20 protein-coding genes and 1 pseudogene are annotated in these 20,426 nt (G+C 71.5%); 16 read left to right on the forward strand and 5 right to left on the reverse strand.

Features of this window, described 5'->3' with window-relative positions; translation table 11 throughout:
- The first annotated feature begins 380 nt into the window (after positions 1-380).
- Entirely contained in the window at positions 381-914 is a 534-nt protein-coding gene (locus tag ACWCRJ_RS00690; protein WP_060887352.1) for an NUDIX hydrolase, read from the forward strand.
- Here ACWCRJ_RS00690 and ACWCRJ_RS00695 read toward each other — a convergent pair.
- On the reverse strand, positions 892-2,232 hold the full coding sequence (locus ACWCRJ_RS00695) for a hypothetical protein (RefSeq protein ID WP_450937210.1): 1,341 nt from the start codon (positions 2,230-2,232) through the stop codon (positions 892-894). The two genes, ACWCRJ_RS00690 and ACWCRJ_RS00695, sit on opposite strands and share 23 nt — an antisense overlap.
- A 126-nt stretch (positions 2,233-2,358) precedes the next feature.
- Here ACWCRJ_RS00695 and ACWCRJ_RS00700 point away from each other — a divergent pair, with 126 nt between their 5' ends.
- The 3 genes from ACWCRJ_RS00700 (at position 2,359) to ACWCRJ_RS00710 (ending at position 4,184) form a co-directional block, all read left to right on the forward strand.
- A complete protein-coding gene (locus tag ACWCRJ_RS00700; RefSeq protein WP_450937211.1) occupies positions 2,359-2,589 on the forward strand; it encodes a hypothetical protein in 231 nt (76 codons plus the stop codon).
- A gap of 245 nt (positions 2,590-2,834) precedes the next feature.
- Positions 2,835-3,278 (forward strand): glycine-rich domain-containing protein, encoded by a 444-nt coding sequence (locus ACWCRJ_RS00705; protein ID WP_450937212.1) that lies wholly within the window; start codon positions 2,835-2,837, stop codon positions 3,276-3,278.
- Between the two features lie 69 nt (positions 3,279-3,347).
- Positions 3,348-4,184, forward strand: a complete 837-nt coding sequence (locus ACWCRJ_RS00710; RefSeq protein ID WP_450937213.1) for a protein kinase — start codon at positions 3,348-3,350, stop codon at positions 4,182-4,184.
- Positions 4,185-4,206: 22 nt separating this feature from the next.
- Here the strand turns inward: ACWCRJ_RS00710 and ACWCRJ_RS00715 are convergent, their stop codons facing one another.
- The gene (locus ACWCRJ_RS00715; protein WP_450937214.1) at positions 4,207-4,458 is read right to left on the reverse strand and encodes a GntR family transcriptional regulator; all 252 of its coding nucleotides are present in this window, start codon (positions 4,456-4,458) and stop codon (positions 4,207-4,209) included.
- A 149-nt stretch (positions 4,459-4,607) separates the two neighbouring features.
- Here ACWCRJ_RS00715 and ACWCRJ_RS00720 point away from each other — a divergent pair, with 149 nt between their 5' ends.
- The 4 genes from ACWCRJ_RS00720 (at position 4,608) to ACWCRJ_RS00735 (ending at position 6,728) form a co-directional block, all read left to right on the forward strand.
- Complete coding sequence (locus ACWCRJ_RS00720) at positions 4,608-4,922, forward strand: hypothetical protein (protein WP_450937215.1); 315 nt, start codon at positions 4,608-4,610, stop codon at positions 4,920-4,922.
- Positions 4,922-5,242, forward strand: coding sequence for a hypothetical protein (locus tag ACWCRJ_RS00725; protein ID WP_450937216.1), 321 nt, complete (start codon positions 4,922-4,924; stop codon positions 5,240-5,242). The genes ACWCRJ_RS00720 and ACWCRJ_RS00725 overlap by 1 nt, the downstream gene beginning before the upstream one ends.
- A 249-nt stretch (positions 5,243-5,491) precedes the next feature.
- The gene (locus tag ACWCRJ_RS00730; protein WP_450937217.1) at positions 5,492-5,875 is read left to right on the forward strand and encodes a hypothetical protein; all 384 of its coding nucleotides are present in this window, start codon (positions 5,492-5,494) and stop codon (positions 5,873-5,875) included.
- A gap of 103 nt (positions 5,876-5,978) precedes the next feature.
- Entirely contained in the window at positions 5,979-6,728 is a 750-nt protein-coding gene (locus ACWCRJ_RS00735) for a calcium-binding protein (RefSeq protein WP_450937218.1), read from the forward strand.
- An 87-nt stretch (positions 6,729-6,815) separates the two neighbouring features.
- Here the strand turns inward: ACWCRJ_RS00735 and ACWCRJ_RS00740 are convergent, their stop codons facing one another.
- Positions 6,816-7,778 carry a hypothetical protein gene (locus ACWCRJ_RS00740; RefSeq protein ID WP_450937219.1) on the reverse strand — a complete coding sequence of 321 codons (963 nt, stop codon included), beginning with the start codon at positions 7,776-7,778 and terminating at the stop codon, positions 6,816-6,818.
- 484 nt (positions 7,779-8,262) lie between these two features.
- Here ACWCRJ_RS00740 and ACWCRJ_RS00745 point away from each other — a divergent pair, with 484 nt between their 5' ends.
- The 7 genes and pseudogenes from ACWCRJ_RS00745 to ACWCRJ_RS00775 all read left to right on the forward strand — a co-directional run bounded on the left by ACWCRJ_RS00745 (position 8,263) and on the right by ACWCRJ_RS00775 (position 18,224).
- Positions 8,263-9,267, forward strand: a complete 1,005-nt coding sequence (locus ACWCRJ_RS00745; RefSeq protein ID WP_450937220.1) for an ATP-binding protein — start codon at positions 8,263-8,265, stop codon at positions 9,265-9,267.
- 56 nt (positions 9,268-9,323) lie between these two features.
- Complete coding sequence (locus ACWCRJ_RS00750) at positions 9,324-9,716, forward strand: SCO5389 family protein (RefSeq protein WP_450937221.1); 393 nt, start codon at positions 9,324-9,326, stop codon at positions 9,714-9,716.
- A gap of 403 nt (positions 9,717-10,119) precedes the next feature.
- Positions 10,120-10,413 (forward strand): annotated as a pseudogene (locus ACWCRJ_RS00755) (PAS domain S-box protein); the annotation flags it as partial.
- Positions 10,414-10,857: 444 nt separating this feature from the next.
- Positions 10,858-13,731 carry a SpoIIE family protein phosphatase gene (locus tag ACWCRJ_RS00760; protein ID WP_450937583.1) on the forward strand — a complete coding sequence of 958 codons (2,874 nt, stop codon included), beginning with the start codon at positions 10,858-10,860 and terminating at the stop codon, positions 13,729-13,731.
- A gap of 318 nt (positions 13,732-14,049) precedes the next feature.
- Complete coding sequence (locus tag ACWCRJ_RS00765; RefSeq protein ID WP_450937222.1) at positions 14,050-16,695, forward strand: SdrD B-like domain-containing protein; 2,646 nt, start codon at positions 14,050-14,052, stop codon at positions 16,693-16,695.
- 176 nt (positions 16,696-16,871) lie between these two features.
- The gene (locus ACWCRJ_RS00770; RefSeq protein WP_450937223.1) at positions 16,872-17,615 is read left to right on the forward strand and encodes a L,D-transpeptidase; all 744 of its coding nucleotides are present in this window, start codon (positions 16,872-16,874) and stop codon (positions 17,613-17,615) included.
- A 108-nt stretch (positions 17,616-17,723) separates the two neighbouring features.
- Complete coding sequence (locus ACWCRJ_RS00775; RefSeq protein WP_450937224.1) at positions 17,724-18,224, forward strand: DUF3515 family protein; 501 nt, start codon at positions 17,724-17,726, stop codon at positions 18,222-18,224.
- A 50-nt stretch (positions 18,225-18,274) separates the two neighbouring features.
- On the opposite strand, the gene ACWCRJ_RS00780 is transcribed toward ACWCRJ_RS00775, so the two are convergent.
- Positions 18,275-18,736 carry a hypothetical protein gene (locus ACWCRJ_RS00780; protein ID WP_450937225.1) on the reverse strand — a complete coding sequence of 154 codons (462 nt, stop codon included), beginning with the start codon at positions 18,734-18,736 and terminating at the stop codon, positions 18,275-18,277.
- Between the two features lie 120 nt (positions 18,737-18,856).
- On the opposite strand from ACWCRJ_RS00780, the gene ACWCRJ_RS00785 reads away from it, so the two are divergent.
- Positions 18,857-19,462 (forward strand): TlpA family protein disulfide reductase, encoded by a 606-nt coding sequence (locus tag ACWCRJ_RS00785; protein WP_450937226.1) that lies wholly within the window; start codon positions 18,857-18,859, stop codon positions 19,460-19,462.
- On the opposite strand, the gene ACWCRJ_RS00790 is transcribed toward ACWCRJ_RS00785, so the two are convergent.
- Positions 19,422-20,423 (reverse strand): hypothetical protein, encoded by a 1,002-nt coding sequence (locus ACWCRJ_RS00790; protein ID WP_450937227.1) that lies wholly within the window; start codon positions 20,421-20,423, stop codon positions 19,422-19,424. The genes ACWCRJ_RS00785 and ACWCRJ_RS00790 overlap by 41 nt on opposite strands.
- Between the last annotated feature and the right edge of the window lie 3 nt (positions 20,424-20,426).

Genomic DNA, 20,426 nt, shown 5'->3' on the forward strand with positions numbered 1-20,426 from the left:
CAGCCTCCGTGGTCAGCGACCGCTTCCGGGCATCGAGAGCGGCACCGTGTCCTGGTGAGTGAGGAGGCCCGGGAAGGGACGTGGTCAGCTGATCACCTCCCGAACACCGCAGCTCCGCACCACTACCGCACCAGAGCGGGGAACAGCAGGGATCACGGTGAAAGCCGACGGCACCTACTAGAGCCCAGGTCAGCGCCCCGATTCAGCCTCGAATGCTCGCAGCTTCTCAAGCTGCGGCTGCGAGGGACACTTCTTCTAGCCATTCACCCGCTCTACTTGGACACAGGGCATCTCGTCAATGTGACGCGAAAAGCGTCGAACTGGCGCCCCCTCAGGGAGCGGTCTGGGATCCTGGAGACCAATCGAGAGGGGCCGAAGGCATGGAGTGGAAGACCCACGGTGAGCGGCAGATCTACACGAACAAGTGGGTGAACCTGTGTCTGGTCGACGTCCAACAGCCTGATGGGCGCAGGTGGGAGTACCACGTCGTTCGCCTCCGTCACCTGGCCGTGGCCGCCGTCGTCAACGACCGGCAAGAGGTGCTGATGATGTGGCGGCACCGCTTCATCACGGACTCCTGGGCGTGGGAGCTCCCCATGGGCCTGGTCGAGGAGGGCGAGTCGCCCGAAGAAGCTGCGGCTCGCGAAGTCCTGGAAGAGACCGGTTGGCGGCCTGGCCCCATCAAGCCCCTGATCTACGCCGAGCCGGCCAACGGCATCACCGACTCTCAGCACCACGTCTTCCGCGCGGATGGTGCGACCCACGTGGGACCGCCCACCGAGAAGAACGAGTCGGACCGCATCGAGTGGATTCCTCTCAGCGAGGTGCGCGGGATGATCGACCGTCGCGAGATCGTCAGCAGTGGAACCCTTGTTGGTCTGCTCTACGTGCTCATGGATGAAGCGATCCGCTGACCGGCGGGAGGACTGCCCGTAGCCGTGCCTCGAAGGCCAGGGCTACGGGCTCCTGCCTGTGTGGGGCCAACTGGTCGTAGAACTCCCTGAGATGGCCCGATACCCGCTCGGATGCCACCGCCGATGCGGACTCCAGAGCCTGCGTGGCGGTGCTGCACGCCTGGTCGACCTTTCCTTGGTCCAGCTGCGTACGAGCCAGCCAAAAGGCGTGGAACGCCCGGCCTCGCTGATTGGTAAGGGCCTCCCGGCGCAACGCATCCGCGATCAATGGCTCAGCCGTCGCCGCCTCGCCAAGGCGGCCGTGTGCGATGCCCGTGTCCACTATGAGCTTCAGTTCGTCGAAGTAGGTCACCCATGACGGGTCCGGGTCGCTCGCCTGGATCTGCTCGAACTGGCGGTGCGCTTCCCCGATGGCCTGGTGCGTCGCCGTATGGCTGCCGAGCGTGGCATGGGCGAATGCCTCCCGCATGGAGAGCATCGACAGGACTCGCGGCGTCGTACCGAAGGCTGAGCGGGCCTGATCCTGGGCGGCGGTCACGAGTGCCAAGGAGTCCGCGGGCTTGTCCTGGTAGGTCGCCTGCAAGCTCATGCAGGCCAGGACGTTGGCCATGAACTGGCGGTCGTCGATCTCCTTGGCCAGTTGCAGAGCCTCGGTGAAGTAGGCGCGGGCCTGGTTGTACTGGCGGGCGTCGAAGTAGGTCCAGCCGGTGAGGCGGGCCAGCTCGGCCGCGATCCCGTACAGGCCGTGCTGGATGGACGGCGGGCGGCTCTCCTTCAGCAGTCCGACCACGTAGCGGAGCTGGCCTACGACGGCCGGCCGCAGTGCCTCGCCGCCGTGCTGGTCGTCCCGTCGCCAGTAGTCCTCGATGGAGGAGCGGAACGCTTCTAGGGTGGCCGCGCTGAGATTGGTCCGCGTGGCCAACGCCAAGATGCTGTCGACGTCCGGGCCCGGCAGGGACGCGGGTGAGCGATCCTCGGGCTCTGCCACTTGCGGCGCCTCGCGCTCGGTCACCGTGAGAGCCTGCGGCGTCTCCCAGGCACGGCGGGCAAGCCCGAGCATGCCTCCTGGGATGCGCAAGCCGTCCGAGATGCGCTCGATCACGTCCATGTGGAGCAACTGGCGGCGCCCTGCGATCACTTCGCCGACTCGACTCGGAGTCAGGTCACATCGCCTCGCGATCATCGACGGGTAGATGCCCGCTCGGGTCTTCACCAGCCGGAAGACTCGGGCGAAGTCCCGCACCCGGCACGCCTGGATCATCTCGGGGTCGGTCAGCAGCCGGGCAGATAATTCCTGAGGCCGGTCGGCGTCGGGCATCGGGCCAGCTCCCACACTGTGAGGGCTACGCAACGTCGTGGATTCTCTACTAGCCGCGATATTACCCAAGTTGGGTAATCAGCCTGGCCTTTTGGCAGGGGTCCCCTGATCGCGATGCTCGTCTCCATGGCGAGCAATCAGCAGACCAGACCAGGCATCGGCCAGCTGGCGAAGGACCGTGCCACCGGACGTATCGGCGTCGTCATGGGTGAGGTCGGCGGCCGTGTGCAGATGCGGCCGGTCCGTGGCGGCAGGGAGTGGGACGTCATGCGGAACGACGTGGAGTCACTCAGCGCGCGGGAAGAGCTGAGCGTTCGGCTGGCTGCCAGGAACGGCAACAGCCGGGTCGGGCTGTGATGCGCGCCGTCGGTCGGTACGCCGGGGTTCTGTTCATCATCCGCATCGGCGGTCGTGCGGCTTGGTGATCGGTGTGGTCCTCGGCCTCGGCCAGTAGACCGGCCGCCCCGGGCGGGTGCTGTTACAGCTCCCCCGTCCCCGTTCGGGGCCGGCCTCCAAGCCCGCTCGCGATCGTCTTCGAGCCGTGCTCGGCGATCAGGGCGGCAAGTAAGTGCCCTGCACCACCTCACACCAGGAGATTGCAGATGACGGCAACAGCGAACGACCAGAGGACCGGCCGCGCGGTGGCGGGTGAGGAACTGTTCCAGAGCCTCGCCCACTTCGTGATCACCCACAACGGCCAGTCGCCCGAGCGTGCCGAGCGGATCGCGGACCAGGCGCTCGCGTTCGTGGTCACGGCGGCCACCGCGACGGTCCCCATGGTCCCGTCGGATGACGTGGACCTCGGCCTCCACGCGCTCGTCCTGCACACGAAGGAGTACGCCCAGCTGTGCGAGCGGTACGCGGGCCGGTTCCTGCACCACAACCCGAAGCCGGGCGGTGGAACGCGTGACCCTGAGCGGGTCGCTGCCTCGGCTCACGCCATGAAGGCGGCCGGGTTCATGGTCTTCGATGACCTGTGGACCGTGGACGGCACGAACCTCGCGCAATGCGACGCGGACTGCGGCCGACCCTACGGTCAGGACTGACCCACCCCACAGCGACGCGACCGGCCACAACTCGTGGCCGGTCGCGTGCGCCCGGAAGGAGAAGAGACGTTGTCCGGCCCAACCCCTGAACTGCCGATCGTGGTGCTCGACGCGCTCATGCCCACGGCACACCACCTGGTCATCAACCGCCGGGGCTCCACGGTCTGGGAGGTGGAGAGCCCACGGGGCCACTACGCCGTGAAGCTCGGCCACCCGATCGAGGCCACGGCCGACTGGGCCGCCCAGCCCTGGACCGCGCTCGCGCCGGCGCGCGAGGGTGCCGTACTCCATCGTCTCGGCCTCGACGAGATCGCCTACGGCGAATGGGAGCGCGGAACCTGGAACTTCCAGCCGTGGCACAAAGGCCCGGACCTGTACCAGCGGTGGGAACCCTGCCGTCGACCGGACTCGCCCATCGCGCCCCACACCGATGTTGCCCTCGGATGCGTCGAAGCGCTGGCCGAACTGCACGCGAAGGGCTGGGCGCACGGTGATGTGCAACCCGCCCACTTCATCATCGGGCCCGAGCGGACGCACCTGATCGACCTCGCCCTCGCCCGTGGCGGAAGCGTGCCCGAGGGATACGACTTCCCGTTCCGCGGCTGCCTGGTCCACTACGAAGCACCCGAGATCGCCCGCAGCGTGCTCGCCACCGGAGAAGCCGAGCCAACCCCGGAAGCCGACATCTACGCCCTTGGCGCGTCCCTGCTCATCTCCGCCACCGGCTGGCGAGCGGTCGAATACGCGAACAACGCTCCTCGCCCCGTGCAGAGACACGCCGTGGCGAACGGTCGGCGCCGCCCCGTAAAGGCCCCTGGTGAGCTGGGCGAACTGATCGACGCCATGCTCAGCCACGCCCCCGACGACCGGCCCACCCTCTACGAGGTCCGCGCGGCGCTCATCTGACATCCGTGCGCCGGGCCAGCCCTCAACCGGCCTCATCCGGGGCAGAAGGGTGCTCAGCGACGAAAGAGCCCATGCCCGGGGTCGTGGTGATCAGGCCTTCCGCGCGCAGGGCCGCGGTCACTTTGCGGACCGTGACACGTGCGACTCCGAACTCTTGTTCCAGTCGGACCTCGGAAATCATCGTTCGGGGCGGGTACTCACCGGTCGCGATCCTCCCTCTGAGGATCTCGGCGATCTGTACCCACTTGGGCCTGGTCGGGTCGAACTCCATCACAGGCCTGACTGTAGGCATCGAAAGACATTCGAACATAGGGGCTTACACTAGCTAATAGCTATATACAGGCATAGCCTTGCTAACAAAGAACCCCGGCGAGGTGGCAAGACCTCCCGGGGCATGGTCAACGCTGCGCTAGGAGCATCGACATGCTCGACCTTATCCGCCGTGCCGCCCGGCGGCTGCGGCTTCTGTTCATTTCCGGCACCGGCAGGCGGCGGGCCGGAGACCGGCTTGCCGTCGGGTCGCCCCTCGCCCAGTGGACCGAGGCGCACTCGACCCCCCTCCCGGCACACCGCTCCCCGTACGGCCTCGACGAGCGGTTCGATGGTGCCGCCACCGTCGCCGTACGCCCCTACCTCGCCGCCCACGAGCAACGGCTCCGGCGGCGGGAGTTGGCGATGGCGGCGATCGGGTTGGACATGCCCGGGGCGTGCTGGATCCATGGGGTGGAGGTCGCCTGATGGGGGGCGAAGCGGCCGGTGAGGTGCGGTTGTTGCCGTGGGGCGGGGAGGGAGGCAAGGCCTGCTATCTGGTCACCGACAAGGAGGGCGGGGCCGTGTCCCGGCTGGCTGATGTCGCCGAGAGAGTTCAGCTCGGGATGGGGCGGGAGCTGCTCGCTCATGCGGGGGAGATGTTGGCGGGCGATCCGCCCGGTGGTGAATTTCGTTTTCTGGCCGCGCGGTTGAGTGAGGCGCTCGCGGACGCGCTGCGTGTGGCCGAGAGTCGGGGGCAGCGGTTGCGACGGGGCTCGGGCGATGGCGCCGGGTCGGTCACGGGGTGAGGACCGCATGCGCGGCGGTGCGGATGCGGGGCTTCAGAGACGTGTCACGCTTTTCACAGCGCCGTGCCCGGATCTCTCGTACAGGACCCATCCGCAGTGACGAGACGAAGCGGCGACGCCCTGGCCTCGGCGGACGACGGCGGCACGTCGGACTTCGCCGTACGGAGACAGGCGTTTCACCGTCACGTCCACGGGACAGCTCGTGGCCGCGTAGCCGCAGCCGGGTCGTGGTGCGGGCAGACTGCGGCCATGCAGCTCCCCGCACCGGCCGTCACGGCCACCGCGCTGATCGAAGTCGTCAGGATCTCCGGGTTTCCCGGCACGCGGGACGCCCCGTACCCCGGTGAGGTGGTCGCCCACTGGGCCGGGGAGGAGGCCACCGAAGCCCTCGCCCTGGTCGAGAGCCTGCCCGGCAGCGCGCGACACCGCTGCGGGTTCTCGCCGGGGTGGGGTGTCCGGGCGTACGACGATGCCCTCGACCTGCCGTTGTTCGAGGCGGCGTTCTGCTTCACCTGCGACGAGGTCCGGATGCGGGGGTCCGCCGTGCCGCCCGGCCTGGCCACGCAGTTCTTCGACGCGGACGCCGAGCAGGCCCGGGCGCTCCTGGCCCGCTTTCGCGGCGCGGCTACGTAGCCGATTCCGTAATCTCACCGATCACGTGCGCGGAGGGCGGGCGGGAGGATGGGCCCGGTTCGCCGGACCAGTGGTGAGCAGTGATCCATGTGGAGGTAGTCGCGTGCGTTTGCGTTCCCTGGCCGCCGTGTTGACCGGTGCCCTCGCTCTCTCGGCGTTCGCCGTCCCGGCCGCTCATGCCACCGGTGACACGACGATCACCGATGTCGTCGTGAACGGCGGGGCCCCACTCGCTCTGGGGCCCAAGGCGCCCACGACCTTCAAGGTGAGCGTCACGGCGCAGGACAACTCGGGTATCGATGCGATGGACCTGCATGTGAGGCTGCCGAGTTACCTGTACAACGCGTCGGACCGGGGGCTCACCTGTACCGCGAAGAGCGCCACGACCTCGACGTGCACCGGGTCCTGGACGATCGACACGAGGAGTTTCTACGGCAACGGCCCGGCCGACGACCCCTGGTACGTCATCGCCTCGGTGGACGCCAAGGACGGCGACTGGATCTCCACGGACACGGCCGACACCTTCACCGTGCGACGGCTCGCCAAGCTGACCGTCAACGCCGCCCCGGAGCCGGTGACGAAGGACGCCAGGCTCACCGTGACCGGCAAGCTGGCCCGCGCCGACTGGAGCACCCACAAGAACGCGGGCTACTCGGGCCGCGCGGTGAAGCTGCAGTTCCGCAAGGAGGGCACCGCCGCCTACCGCACCGTGAAGACGGTGACCAGCGGAAGCGGCGGCGCGCTGAAGACCACGGTCAGCGCCACCGCCGACGGCTACTGGCGCTGGACCTTCGCCGGCAACAGCACCACCTCGGCGGCCAAGGCCAAGGGGGACCACGTCGACGTGCGCTGAGCCACCGTCACACGGTCGTACGGACGCGGCGCCCGGACCTCGTGAGAGGCCCGGGCGCCGCGGACGTTCACGCGCTCGCGCGTCGCGTCACGAAGCCGTGCGGTTCGTGCCCTTGCGTCGCGTCACCACGAAGATCACGCCGCCCGCGGCGACGAGGCCCGCCGCGCCGATGGCGATCGGGATGGCGTTGCCGCCGCCCGTCTCGGCCAGGTCGCCGGGCTCACCGCCGTTGGGGGTGGCGGCGGCCGGGGTGGAGTCGGAGGGGGAGGGCGAGGGGGACTCGTCCTTCGGGGGCGCGTCGGCCGGGGGCTTCTCGTCGGCCGGCGGGGTCGTGTCCGCCGGGGGCTTCTCGTCCGCCGGCGGCTGCTCCTCGGCGGGCGGCTGGTCGCCGCCCGGGGGCTGCTCCTCGGCCGGGGGGTTCTCCTCGGCCGGCGGCTGCTCCGTCGTGCAGTCCTTCGTGCCGCCGTTCCAGGCCGCGATCAGCTTGTCCTTGATGACCGGGCGGTCCGGGCCCTTGGGGACGTCGCCGTGCTCGAAGCCGTCCTTCGCGTCGAGCTTGCCGTCGAACTTCACCTTGCCCCGGTAGAGGTCGACCTGGCCGTAGCAGCCCGCGTCGGGGACCGCGATGTCCAGGGAGTCCGTCGCGCCCTGGGCGACCGTCACCGTGTCGAAGTCGACGAGGACCTGCTCGCCGGAGGTGGCGAAGGTCGGGCCGTGGGCGAGGTAGGACGCGAGGGAGACCGTGCAGGTCGTGGCGTCGGAGGCGGCGCGGACCTTGATGTGGACCTTGCCGTCCTCGGTGGGCTTGAGGTTCTGCTCGTCGAGCTTGACCCAGTCGGCGAACTTCACGCCGTCCAGCGAGAACTCGCAGCGGTCGGTCTCGGTGGGCGTGCCCGCGCCCTGGCCGGGGGCGTAGCTCTTCTTGCCCCAGCCCTCGCCGCCGGGCGTGTCCTGGGCGAAGGCCGGCGCGGACACGGCCGCGCTCAGCGCGAGAGCGGCGATGCCCGTCCCCACCATGCGGGTCACGATGACACGTCTCACTATGGACATGCAGATCCCATTCTCGAACTCGGAACGTACGGGACCCCACCCGGGGCGTGTCGGCAGGACGGCAGCACGAAGCCACGCCGGTCCGGCCGCGCCAGGGTGTGAGTGGTCGTAGAAAACACTGGGCTCAGGGGTCACTTGAGCCACAGAGTCTGCACATCGTTTACCAAGGGGTAGGGGCTGTCAACCTCGTGAAACGTCCGCCCGGCAGCCGGGTCCGGCCGCCCCTGGGGCCCACGCGAACCCTGCTCACCGCACATTTGGGACACAAAGGGAATCGGCGCCTCCGAGTTGCCACGAGGACCTCACGGGAACCCCAAGACCGGGTCGCCGAACCGCAAAGGGTTCACCAACTCACCAGCCATACCGGTGAGTTCATACGGGACGGATTTGACATCCCGCCCGCCGCTCCCGACTCTACGTACATGACATCCATTTTCATTATCGGCGTCAACGGTGCCGCCGAGGGCGAGCGGGGTGACGGTCCATGCGCGTGGCCTTCGTAGGCAAGGGCGGCAGCGGCAAGACGACGCTCTCCGCGCTCTTCGCCCGGCATCTCGCCCGCTCGGGCGCACCGCTGGTGGCGATCGACGGTGACATCAACCAGCATCTCGCGCACGCGCTCGGCCTCGACGAGGACGACGACTTCGGCGCTCCGGCGCTGAGTTCGCGCACCGGCGAGATCAAGGACCATCTGCGCGGCACGAACCCGCGGATCGTCTCGCGCGAGGCCATGGTGAAGACGACCCCACCGGGCCGGGGTTCACGGCTGCTGCGGCTGCTCGGGGACGACGAGATCCACGGCCGCCATGTCGAGCGCGTGAACGGGGTGCCGCTCATGGTCACCGGCGCCTTCGACGAGAGCGACCTCGGCGTGGCCTGCTACCACTCCAAGCTCGGCGCGGTGGAGCTGTATCTCAACCATCTCGTCGACGGACCCGGCGAGTACGTCGTCGTCGACATGACCGCCGGCGCGGACGCCTTCGCCTCCGGCCTCTTCACCCGGTTCGACATGACCTTCCTGGTCGCCGAGCCGACCCGCAAGAGCGTGTCGGTGTACCGGCAGTACCGCGAGCACGCCGCCGAGTTCGGCATCCCGATCGCGGTCGTCGGCAACAAGGTCACCGGCGAGGACGACCTGCTCTTCCTCAAGGAGCACGTCGGCGACGACCTGCTGGCGTACTGCGTGCAGTCGTCGTACGTCCGCGCGCAGGAACAGGGGCGGCCGCAGGGCGAGCTGGAGGCGCACAACCTGCACACGCTGACGCAGCTGAAGGCCGCCGTCGACGCCCGCACGAAGGACTGGGCCACCTTCCAGCGTCACGCCGTCGAGTTCCACCTCCGCAACGCCGCCGCCTGGGCCAACGCCGCCACCGGGCACGACCTGGCCGCTCAGGTGGACCCCGGGTTCCGCCACGGTCCGGATGCGCCGGCCGCCGCCGGGTCCGCCTCCGGCACGTCCTCCGCCGCGCCCGCCGCGGTCTCCCTCTGACCCCCTCTGACTCCCGCTGGCTCCTCTGACTCCCTCTGATCAGAACAGGAACATCCATGTCGCTCGACGTCTCCCCGCAGCTGCTCGCCGATGCCGAGAAGGGTGAGGTGCGGGAGGAGGAGTTCGTGGAAACGGTCCGTACGTCGCTGCCGTACGCGTACGACCTGATCGCCTCCCTCGTCGGTGAACTGCGCGCGTCCAGCGCCGAGTTCGCGGACAACCAGACCCCGCCGCCGTCGGAGCGGGAGCGTGGGCAGCTGCTGCGGGCGCTGTCCAGCGACGCGATCCGGGGGAGCCTGGAGCGGCATTTCGGGGTGGCGCTCGCCTTCCAGAACTGCCACCGGGTGGCGGTCTTCCCGCCGGAGGCGCGCGGCGGTGCGACGTATGTCCGCTTCACCTCGCTGCGGTCGCAGATCCTCAACCAGTCGCCGGAGTTCCGCGACTGCTGACGGCACGGCCCGGCCCGGCTCAGTCCCGGTCACGGGCCCGCCCTCGCTTCCCGACCGGCCTTAATCGGCCACCGGCCGCCCCCTCCGCACCCCTCCCGCGGAGGGGGCGGTCGTTTGGACACGCCGGAGCTTGGGGGGCGTACGGGGGCGCATTACCGGCGTACGGCTGCACGGGTGGTGAGGGGTACGGGGGTCCGTGTGTGTGGCTTGGGGGTGTCCGGGCGGGCGACTTCGTCCCGATCACGCCCGATCACTCCCGATCCCGCCCGTCCCGTGGGGCTCGCGCGACGGCGGTCGGCTGCTTGGTGGGCGCTTGGCGCGTGCCGGTCCGTGCGCCACGGCGTGCGGCCGTGTGATTTGCGCCGTCACAAGTTGGCCCACCTGCGATCACACAAGGTGAATAATGGGGCCCGAGGGCGTCTCAGCGACAGAGAGGGTCGCCGTGGGGACCGACAGGGACAGTGCCGTTTCCCGTCAGCGCTTCGACGTGGCCGATGCCGCGCCGTTGCTGATCGACGCGGACGGGTTCGTGACGAGCTGGACCCGGGACGCGGAGCGGCTCTTCGGGTATCCGGCGGCCGAGATCCTCGGCCGCAGCGTCCGCACGCTCCTGCTCGACGAGGACGGTGAACGCATCGGGCGCCTGGCCGAAACACATCGCGCCCTCGGCGGCTGGTCCGGCATCCTCACCGCGCGCCACCGCGACGGCCACCGCATCAAGGTGATGGTCCGGGTCGTCCCCACCCGCGAGGCGACCTCGCCGGGTCACACATCGGGTCACCCGACGGGTCACACGGGTGGCTCTGCGTCGGTGGGTGGGTTGGGTGCGGCGGGTGGTTCGGGTGCGGCATGTGGCTCGGGTCCGGGAAGCGGCTCGGGCCCGGCAGATAGCTCGGGCCCGGGAAGTGGCTCGGGCCCGGCAGGTAGCTCGGGCCCGGTGGGTAGCTCGGGCCCGGTGGGTAGCTCGGGCCCGGTGGGTAGCTCGGGCCCGGTGGGTAGCTCGGGCCCGGTGGGTAGCTCGGGCCCGGTGGGCGGCCCGGCGGCCCCGGTGAGTGGGATCGGTCCGGCTTGCGGCTGGGCTTCTTCCGTGGGCTCGGCCGGTTCCACCGGTGCGGCTGATACTTCCGTCCCGCCTGGTGCGGTGCCCGCGGTCGGCTCGACCGGCTCCCCTGGGCAACCCGGTTCAGCCGCCCCGCCCGGCGCGGCCCCCGCCGCCGGTTCCACGGCTTCCGCCCGTTCCGCCGAAACGACGGGTTCGGCCCAGGCGACCGGTCAGGCCGGCTCGACCCGGGCCACCGGATCCGCCGCTCCCACCGGGCCGGCCGGCGGTTCGACCGCCCCGCCCGGCACCCCCGCTCCCACCCCCGTCACCACCTCGCCACAGCCGACCTCCGCCTGGCCCGCCCCGCGCCCCGGCTACCCCGACATGGCCCACTCCGCCACGCCTCCCGCGTCGCCGTCCCGGCCCGTACCGCCGACCCCGCCCGCGCCCGGGATCGAGCACGCCCCGGCCCGGGAGACGGGCACCTGGCCGGCCGCCGGGACGCCGTCCCGGCAGGGCCCGCCCCCGCCCAAGCCCGCCCCACCCCGGGCCATGTCGCCATGGGCCGCGTCGTCCCAGTCCGTAGCGCTGCGAGCCGCGTCACCCCGGCCCGCGTCACCGGCGCCGCAGGCGACCCCACAGGCGACCCCGCATCCGCCCGCGCCCGAGGCCGGGCGCCCGGCCCGGGGGCACGGCACCTGGTCCGCCGCCCAGGGCTCCGGCAAGCCGGCGGTCCGGCAGAACACGTCCGCACCCGGTCTCCCGTCCCCGTCCGCCCGTCTGCCCTTCCCCCCGTCCCCGGCCCTCCCCGCACCCCAGCCCTCCCCCTCCCCCGACCCCCTCAAGGCCGCCCACTGGGTCGCTCTCGTCTCCGATGCCACGCAGGCTCCCGGCTGGGACATGAGCCGGACCGTGCTGGAGCGGATGACCGCGTGGTCGCCCGTGGGCATAGCAATCGTGGACACGGAGCTGCGGTTCGTGTGGTCGAACGCGGCCCTGGAGCGGTTCGGCGGCGGCCGGGCGCACGAGCGGGTGGGGCTGCGGCTCGCCGAGGTGCAGCCCGGCCTCGACGCCGAGCGCATCGAGACACAGATGCGGTCGGTACTGGAGACGGGCGTCCCGGTGCTCGACTACGAGCACGTCGGCAGGGTGCGGTCGGCACCGCACCGCGAGACCGCGCACGCCATGTCGTTCACCCGGCTGGAGGACGACCACGGGCGGCCGATCGGCGTGTACTACACGGTGGTCGACGTCTCGGAGCAGCATCGCGCCCGCATCCGGCTGGCCCTGCTCGACCGGGCAGGCGAGCAGATCGGCCGGACCCTCGACGTGGGCCGGACCGCGCAGGAGCTGGCGGACGTGGTCGTGCCGACGCTCGCCGACTTCGTGACCGTGGACCTGCTGGACTCGGTGCTGCGGGGAGCCGAACCGGGCCCCCTCGGCGACGACTCCGTCCTGCTGCGGCGGGTCGCCCAGCAGTCCGTGCACGCCGGGGTGCCCGAGGCCGTCCTGGAGATCGGCGCGGTCGCCTCGTACGCGGCCGGCTCGCCGCCGGTGCGGGCGCTGGTCGAGGGCCGTTCGTGGACGGAGCCGAGGCTCGACCCGCTGTCGGCCGAGTGGGCCAGGGCGGCCCCGGGCGGCCGGACGGTGCCCGCGGACGCGCTGGGGCTGCACAGCGTGATGATCGTGCCGGTGCGGGCGCGCGGCATCACGCTCGGCATCACCACGTTCTTCCGGCGCGACCGGCAGGACCCCTTCGACGCCGTCGACCTGGGCCTCGCCGAGGAGCTGGTCGGGCGGGCCGCCGTCTGCGTCGACAACGCCCGCCGGTACACGCGCGAGCGCGACGCCGCCCTCGTCCTCCAGCGCAGCCTGTTGCCGCGCCGGCTGCCCGAGCAGGACGCGGCCGAGGTCGCCGCCCGCTACCGGCCCGCCGACGAACTGACCGGCCTCGGCGGCGACTGGTACGACGTCATCCCGCTCTCGGGTGCCCGTGTCGCCCTCGTCATCGGCGAGGTCGCGGGCCACGGCATCGACGGCGCCGCCGCCATGGGCCGCCTGCGTACGGCCGTACGCACCCTCGCCGACCTCGATCTGCCGCCGGACGAGGTACTCGCCCACCTCGACGACATGGTCGCCAAGTCGGCACGTCAGGAGGGTGCCGAGCCGGGCGGGGGCGGCGGCCCGACGGTCGGGGCCCGCTGTCTGTACGTGGTCCACGACCCGGTGTCGGGCAGGTGCGCGATGGCCGCCGCCGGACCGTCGGCCCCGGCCCTGGTCGCCCCGGACGGCACCGTCACCTTCCCGAAGCTTCCCGAGGGGCCCGCGCTCGGCGTCGACCAGCGGCCCTTCGAGGCCCTGGAGCTGGAACTTCCCGAGGGCACCGTCATCGCCCTGCACACCGACGGACTGCTCGCCGAGGCCTCCCGCGAAGCCCTGTGCCGCGCGCTGGCCCGGCCCGAGTCCTCCCTCGAACGGCACGCCCAGCGCGTCCTCGACGCCCTCGCCCCGGCCCGCCCCACCGACGACGTCGCCCTCCTCCTCGCCCGCACCCGCCGGCTGCCCGCCCACCGGGTCGCCTCCTGGGAGCTGCCGGCCGACCCGGCGCTGGTGGCGGAGGCCCGCAAGACGACCACCCGGCAGCTCGGCGCGTGGGGGCTGGACGAGCTGGCGTTCACCACCGAACTCGTCGTCAGCGAGCTGGTCACCAACGCGATCCGGCACGCGGCCGGACCCATCCGGCTCCGGCTCGTCCTCGAACGCACCCTGATCTGTGAGGTGTTCGACGGCGGCGCCACCGCGCCCCATCTGCGCCACCCGCGCACCAGCGACGAGGGTGGCCGCGGCCTCTTCCTCATCTCCCAGTTCACCCAGCGCTGGGGCACCCGCTTCCTGCCCGAGGGCAAGGTGATCTGGGCGGAACAGTCACTGGCGGACCCGTCGGCGGACCCGTCGGGTGATCCACCGGCCTGACCCCGCCGCTCCCCGCGGGTACGGGCCGCCCACCGCCGTTCCCCGCGACACCGGCCTACCGCCAATCCCCGCCGTACGCCATGCGGGGACGCCTTCGCTCGCCCGGCCGGGTGAAATCGCCGGGCCCCCGGCCCTCTCCCGCATGCCCCCGCCTCCCCCGAATCTCCACATTCCCGGCATCACGCCACCCCCTCCCACCCCTCCCGTGCCCCGTTCGGCCTGATTAGTGGCGCTTGGCACTTCATATGAATGCAGGGGTCGGCTTCGGGCACCGGGTTCCGTCGCCTCGGCAGGACATCAGGAGAAGAGGGACGTGGCGTGAAGCGAAGAACTCCGGGGGGCGTGGGTCTGGTCCTGGCCGTCTCGGCGGCGCTGGTGCTCGGGCCGGCCGGCGAGGCGGTCGGCGCCGGCCCCGGCGCCAGAGGCACGGTGGACGGCAGGGCACCCGGCGACGGCAACGTGACCGTACGCGTCGTCAACGAGGTGGACGGCGACGGGACGTACGACCACGGCCTGGAGAAGGGCCGGGAGGGCGTGCGGGTCACGCTGACCGACGACCGGGGGACGGTGGTGACCCGGACCACCAACACCTATGGCGTCGCCTGGTTCCAGCCGTCCAACTCCCCGCTGGCCGGCGGCAGATACCGCGTCCAGGTCCACAACCCCGACCCCCGCACCCTGCAGCCGGCGATCGCCGGACTCGGCGACGGCCCGAAGGTCATGCGCAGCAGCGTCGGCTTCGTGGACGTGACCCAGAACCGGAGCACGACGTACACGACCGGTTTCTGGGAGCCCGGCGTCTACTGCCAGGAGAACCCCGACCTGGTGACCTGCAACCTGACCAAGGGCGACGCCCCCGACACCCACCAGGGTCTGGTGAAGTTCTCGGGGAACTTCTCCGACACCCACCCCGGTGGCACGGTCGAGCGGCTGACCAACAACACGCAGCAGGGCGCCGTGTTCGGCATCGGCAACGACCGGACCGGCAACACGTACATGGGCACGCTGGTCAAACGGCACGCGGCGTACGGGCCGGCGGGCGCGACCAACACGATCTACCGCCGCAACAGCGACTCCGGGGTGAGCACCTTCGTCACCCTGCCGGGCCTGCTCACCGAGCACGACGAGTCCGACGACTGGCTCCGGGACAACCCGGTCTACAGCAGGGTCGGCCGGGAGGGCATCGGTGACGTCGACGTCTCCGGTGACGGCAGGACCCTCTACGCGGTCAGCCTCAACGACTCCCGGCTGTACTCCGTGCCGATCCGCGGCAGCGGCGACCAGGTCTACCCGGGCACCTACCGCTCGCACGTCGTCCCCAGGCCCGCGGACTGCGCCGGGCACTGGCACCCGTACGGCATCGGGGTGCGCGGCGGGCGGGTGCTCGTCGGCGGGGTGTGCGGGGCGGAGAACACGGTGAGCAGGACCGCCCCGTGGGGCGACCCGTCCGAAGTCACCGCGCACGTCTACGAGTTCCGCCGGGGCTCGTTCCGCCATCTCTTCCACACGGCGATGAACTACCCGCGCGGCTGCGCCTACCGGTTCACCGGACTGCCCGCGAGCATCGACCGCTGCGCCAAGCCCTCAACCGTCGGCCGGCCGCTGAGCGCCATGTGGGAGGCGTGGAACCAGCGCGTCCCCGTGCCCGGACACCTCTCCTTCGTCTCCGCGCCGCAGCCGATCCTGTCCAACATCGAGATCGCCGACAACGGTGACCTGGTGCTGGGCTTCCGCGACCGCTTCGCCGACATGCAGGGGACGGCGACGTACCCCTTCAACGCGCACAAGAAGGGCCTGGTCAGAGCCATCGCCGCCGGTGACGTGCTGCGCGTGTGCGCCTCCCGTACGACGTACACGCTGGAGAACAACGCCCGGTGCGACGCGCTCTACGGAGCGCGGCCCAACAACGACGAGGGCCCCGGCCACGGCGAGTTCTACGCCGACTCGACCGCGCTCGCGGACGCCCACGAGGACCAGGTCACCCAGGGCGGCACGGCACTCCAGCCGTTCCGGAACAGGCTGTGGAGCACGGTCTACGACCCGTTCGACGACCACCCCTGGGAGCAGGGCGTCCGCCGCTGGAGCGCCGACAAGGGCCGGACCGAGGGCAACCTCACGATCCAGCGGACCTGGAGCGCGGACGCCAAGCGGCGCGCCCTCCTCTTCGGCAAGGGCAACGGCCTCGCCGACCTGGAGATGGTCTGCGACCGGGCGCCCGTCCAGATCGGCAACCGGGTCTGGTACGACGTCAACGGCAACGGTATCCAGGACCCCTCCGAGCCGCCGGTCAAGGGCGTGAAGGTGACGCTCGACCCGCAGTCGCCCGGCCCCGACCTCACGGCCCACACGGACGCGAACGGCGAGTACTACATCGGCGACGGGCAGGGCCTGAGGCCCAACACCACCTACCGGGTCTCCTTCGACCACCGCGGCGTCGACACCACCGTCCTGCCGGGCCGCCCGAGCCACGCCTCCCTCAAGTGGACGGTCAAGGGCGCCGGTTCGAACCGCGCGATCGACTCCGACGTCGACGCGTACGGCCGGACCACGGTCCGCGTCGGCGACCCCGGCCATGTGAACCACACGGTCGACGCGGGCCTCACCAAGTCGGTGCGGCTGACGCTCCTGAAGCTGGACAAGAAGTCCGGCAAGCCGTTGGCCGGGGCGGTGTTCGAGCTGTGGCAGGACACCAACGGCGTCCGCGGCCTGCAGCGGCACGGCATGCGCAAGGACCGGTTCGTCAACGACTGCGCCAGCTCACGCACCGGCCGCTGCTCGTTCGGCTCGCTCCTGCCCGGCACGTACCACCTGGTCGAGACCGACGTCCCCGAGGGCTACCTCAAGCCGAAGCAGCCGGTCACGGGGCCGTACGTCCTCACCCCGAGGAACGCCTCGGCCGGAGACGGGCTGCTCGTGAAGCTGCGCAACGTGCGGGGAGAGGCGTGCAAGGGCAAGAAGTGCTGACGCCTTCCTGAGTCCGGCGCCCCGGGTCCCGTTCGAGGACCCGGGGCGCCATGGTGTGCGGGGCCGGCGGGCGGGAGCCCGTTCGGCCCAGCACGACGTCTCCGGGGCGGGCCGGATGCCGTATCTCTGGGAGGGGGTTCGGCGACCGAGCGAGTGAGTGAGTACCGGAGGCCGCGTTGACGAGACGAAGGACACGGAAGACGGGGAAGGCGCAGAAGACCCGGATAAGCGTGGTCGCGGCGGTGTCGACCGCGCTGCTGGGCTGGACGTGGGTCCCCGCCGCCGCGTCGGCGCCCGCGCCGGAGTGCGCCACGCGCACCGGCCCCTACCAGTGGGACCTGGAACGCCATCTCCGGCTTCCCCAGGACGGCCGGCAGTCCACCGCCGACTGTGTGGCGATCCGCGCGTTCCAGCAGCGCACGCGGGTGAAGCCGGCCGACGGCTACGCGGGCCTCGCCACCTACCGCACCATGCTGGTCGTGCAGGCCCGCCCCGACCCCAACGCGGCCGGCAAGTGCCCCGTGCGGACGTACCAGGTGACGTGCGTGGACCTCGACCGTCAGCTGATGTGGGTGCAGCAGGGCAAGCGGGTGATCTACGCGCCGGTGCCCGTGCGCACCGGCAGGGACGGCCAGGAGACCCGCACCGGCTGGCACACGGTCTACTGGAAGAACCGCGACCACCACTCCGACCTGTACGACGACGCCCCCATGCCGTTCGCCCAGTTCTTCAACAACGGGCAGGCCTTCCACGGCGTCCTCGACGACCTCTTCAGAGGCGGCTCCCACGGCTGCGTGAACCTGCGCTACGCGGACGCCGAACGGCTCTGGAACATCATGCACGAGGACGACGCGGTGTACGTGTGGGGCGTCAAGCCGGGCACGGGCCGGTCCGCGCGGCCGCCGTCCGGACAGGGTTGAGCCCGCCCGCTCCGACCGTCAGAGGGGTGGATGCGAACATGTCGGTCAGGGCGCAGGGGCCGGCGGCGAGACCCTCGCCATGACCCGGGTGCCGCGGAGGAGTTGACGATGAGGCGCCCTTCGAGGCGTGGGTGGGTCGCGCTCGGGGCGGGGCTGGGTGCGGCGGTGGTCGCCGGGGTGCTCGTGGCGCGGGAGGTCTCCTCCCCCGCCCTCGGTGTACGGCCGGCCGCGCGCGCCGACGACCGGGCCTGCACCCGGCTGATCGAGCGCTACCCCGCCCGCATCGCCGACCAGTCCCGCGACCCCGTCTCCGTCACCGGCGTGGCCTCCTGGGGCGACGGGGGCGTGGTCCTGCGCTGCGGCCTGGAGCCCCCGCCCGAGACCGACGACCCGTGCGTGGAGGTCGACGGCGTCGACTGGGTGTTCCGGGAGACCTCCTCCGCCGGCTCCGGCTACCGCGTCCTCATCACCTACGGCCGCGACCCCGCCGTCCAGGCCTTCGTCGCCGACCGGATCACGGCGGTCGACGGCGTCCTGGTACACCTCAGCTCCCTGGTGGGACCGATCGAACGGGTTCGGGGCGAACAGTGCGAGGACGCCGCGCGCTGACCCCGTGGTCGGTCCGTCGGTGTGGGCCGGTGCCACGGTCCGTGGCCTCGTCAGGCGGTGTGGGGGCCGTGGGGCAGGCGGTTCGCGGGGGCCCTCGGCACGAGGCGGTCGTAGCGCCGGGCGCACAGGGCGAGGGCCGGCAGGAACTGCAGGTCGAGGAGGGCGGCGGTCATCATCACGAAGGCCCGGTCCACCGCGTCGGCCGCGCCGGAGCCGGCCGCCAGGAGGGTCGCCACGACGCAGAGCAGGCAGAGGACCGCGTACACCGAGACGTCGATGGTCGCGGTGCGCCAGCGCGACAGCGCGGGGAGCGTCCTGCGGACCAGCGTCAGCACGAGGACCGCCACCGGCACGAACAGCAGCCCGCCGCCGACGGTCATGTCCGGGCCGAGGTCGGCGGCGGACGGGCCCCCGGCGAGCACCCCCACGTTCAGCACGGCCACCCCCCACAGCCACGAGGGAAGGGTGACCGGCACCGCGTACACCACCGCCCGACGCCACGGCGTGATCATCCGCGCTCCTCGCATCCCCGTGGGTCACCGGCGGTCAACCGGTGACCACGGCACTGTTCCAGCCTTCTCCGACAGGCCGATCGGCGCACCCCGTAAGGGAGTTGCCTAAGCTGTGCGGCGATGAAGACGAACGCCCGCGCGGGCCTGTGCGTGCTCGTGGTCGGCCTCGCGATGGCGGGCTGTGCCACACCGAAGCCGTTGCCGGCCGGCGTGGAGCGGGCCGAGCGGGCGCGGCAGGGGGGCGGGGCGGGGCTGTTCAAGGACATCCCCGTGGCCGAGCGCCCCGTGGCCCCCGACTTCGCCGGGACGAGTGTCGGCGGAGAGCCCGTCCGCCTCTCCGACTTCCGCGGCCGGGTCGTCGTCGTGAACGCCTGGGCCTCCACGTGCGGGCCCTGCCGGGCCGAGGCGCCCGATCTGGACCGTGTGCAGCGGAAGTCGGGTGCACGGGGTGTTCAGGTCCTGGGCGTCAGCGCCGACGTGTCCCGGTCCCACGCGCTCGCCTTCCAGCGGGACCTCGGACTGTCCTACCCGAGCCTCCACGACCCCGGCGGCAAGCAGTTCCTGCGGCTGCCGAAGGGCCTCGTGAACCCGCGGATCCTTCCCTTCACCCTCTTCGTCGACCGCGAGGGCCGCATCGCCGGGGCCGTGCAGAGCAAGGTGTCGGAGAAGGACGTGCGGGGCGTCGTCACGCCGTTGCTGAAGGAGGAGTGGGGGAGCCGCCGGTGAGGACGTGGGCGGGCCGCAGAGCCTCGGAGGAGGAGTCGTCCTCGGAGGAGGGCTCCTCGTCGGAGGGCGCCTTCGTCTCGTCCTCCGTCTCGTCCTCCGTCTCGCCCTCCGTCTCGTCCTCCGTCTCGCCCTCCGTCTCGTCCGTCTTCTGGGCCTTCGGTTCCTTCTTCGGGGTCTTCTCGCCCTTCTTCGTGTCCTGCCCCTCCGTCTCCAGGACGTTCCTCAGGCGCTTCGCCCCCGCCGTGGCGGCGTCGCGGGTGGCCGTGTCGTCGATGCCGTAGAGGCCGCCGTGGGTGACGAGGGCGGCGGTGTCGCCGACGCGTACGGTCGCGAGGTCGAGGGTGAGGGCGCTGTCCTCGCCCTCGACGTCACCGCTGACGACCAGCCGCAGGCCCTGCCGGGCGTCGCCCAGGTCGCCGGGCAGCTCGACGGGGGTGACCTCGGCGCCGTACTCCCGGCCCTGGGAGCCGGTGATGGTGAACTCACCGCACTTGTCGACGAGTTGGCCAAGGTGGCTGAGCCGGGCGTCGACGTCGGCCCGGTCGTACGCGCCCACCTGGTAGCGCAGCTGGGCGCCGTACTCGTAGTCGTCGAAGCCCGTGACGGCCGTCCCGCCCCGGGGCTCGCCGAGGACGTCCTCGGCGTACACCCCGTCGAGGAGTTCCTGGCACTCGGGGAGGTCGGTGCGGCCCTTGAGGAGGCCGTCCCGCCAGGTCGCCGCGCCCTGGGTGCCGGCCCACGCCTCGCCGAGGTCGTCCTGGCGGAGCAGGGCGCTTCTGGCCCGGGCGTCGGTGAGGGCGGACGGGGCGGAGGGCGAGGACGAGGGGGAGGCCGTCTCGTCGACGACGGCCGCCTCGGGGAAGCCGCGCGGGTGTCCCGGATCGTCCACGAAGCAGCCCGCCGCCCCCGCGAGCATCCCGAGGGCCACGACCCGGGCGAGAACACGGTACGGACGACGCATGGC

It is taken from the genome of Streptomyces sp. NPDC002324 (assembly GCF_053593335.1).

What these genes read in the sequence shown, in the direction of transcription:
- ACWCRJ_RS00730 (WP_450937217.1), top strand. Translation starts at nt 5,492, where the DNA reads ATGCAGCTCCCCGCACCGGCCGTCACGGCCACCGCGCTGATCGAAGTC.
- ACWCRJ_RS00740 (WP_450937219.1), bottom strand. Translation starts at nt 7,778, where the DNA reads ATGTCCATAGTGAGACGTGTCATCGTGACCCGCATGGTGGGGACGGGC.
- ACWCRJ_RS00745 (WP_450937220.1), top strand. Translation starts at nt 8,263, where the DNA reads ATGCGCGTGGCCTTCGTAGGCAAGGGCGGCAGCGGCAAGACGACGCTC.
- ACWCRJ_RS00785 (WP_450937226.1), top strand. Translation starts at nt 18,857, where the DNA reads ATGAAGACGAACGCCCGCGCGGGCCTGTGCGTGCTCGTGGTCGGCCTC.
- ACWCRJ_RS00780 (WP_450937225.1), bottom strand. Translation starts at nt 18,736, where the DNA reads ATGATCACGCCGTGGCGTCGGGCGGTGGTGTACGCGGTGCCGGTCACC.
- ACWCRJ_RS00750 (WP_450937221.1), top strand. Translation starts at nt 9,324, where the DNA reads ATGTCGCTCGACGTCTCCCCGCAGCTGCTCGCCGATGCCGAGAAGGGT.
- ACWCRJ_RS00725 (WP_450937216.1), top strand. Translation starts at nt 4,922, where the DNA reads ATGGGGGGCGAAGCGGCCGGTGAGGTGCGGTTGTTGCCGTGGGGCGGG.
- ACWCRJ_RS00690 (WP_060887352.1), top strand. Translation starts at nt 381, where the DNA reads ATGGAGTGGAAGACCCACGGTGAGCGGCAGATCTACACGAACAAGTGG.
- ACWCRJ_RS00695 (WP_450937210.1), bottom strand. Translation starts at nt 2,232, where the DNA reads ATGCCCGACGCCGACCGGCCTCAGGAATTATCTGCCCGGCTGCTGACC.
- ACWCRJ_RS00720 (WP_450937215.1), top strand. Translation starts at nt 4,608, where the DNA reads ATGCTCGACCTTATCCGCCGTGCCGCCCGGCGGCTGCGGCTTCTGTTC.
- ACWCRJ_RS00790 (WP_450937227.1), bottom strand. Translation starts at nt 20,423, where the DNA reads ATGCGTCGTCCGTACCGTGTTCTCGCCCGGGTCGTGGCCCTCGGGATG.
- ACWCRJ_RS00705 (WP_450937212.1), top strand. Translation starts at nt 2,835, where the DNA reads ATGACGGCAACAGCGAACGACCAGAGGACCGGCCGCGCGGTGGCGGGT.
- ACWCRJ_RS00700 (WP_450937211.1), top strand. Translation starts at nt 2,359, where the DNA reads ATGGCGAGCAATCAGCAGACCAGACCAGGCATCGGCCAGCTGGCGAAG.
- ACWCRJ_RS00775 (WP_450937224.1), top strand. Translation starts at nt 17,724, where the DNA reads ATGAGGCGCCCTTCGAGGCGTGGGTGGGTCGCGCTCGGGGCGGGGCTG.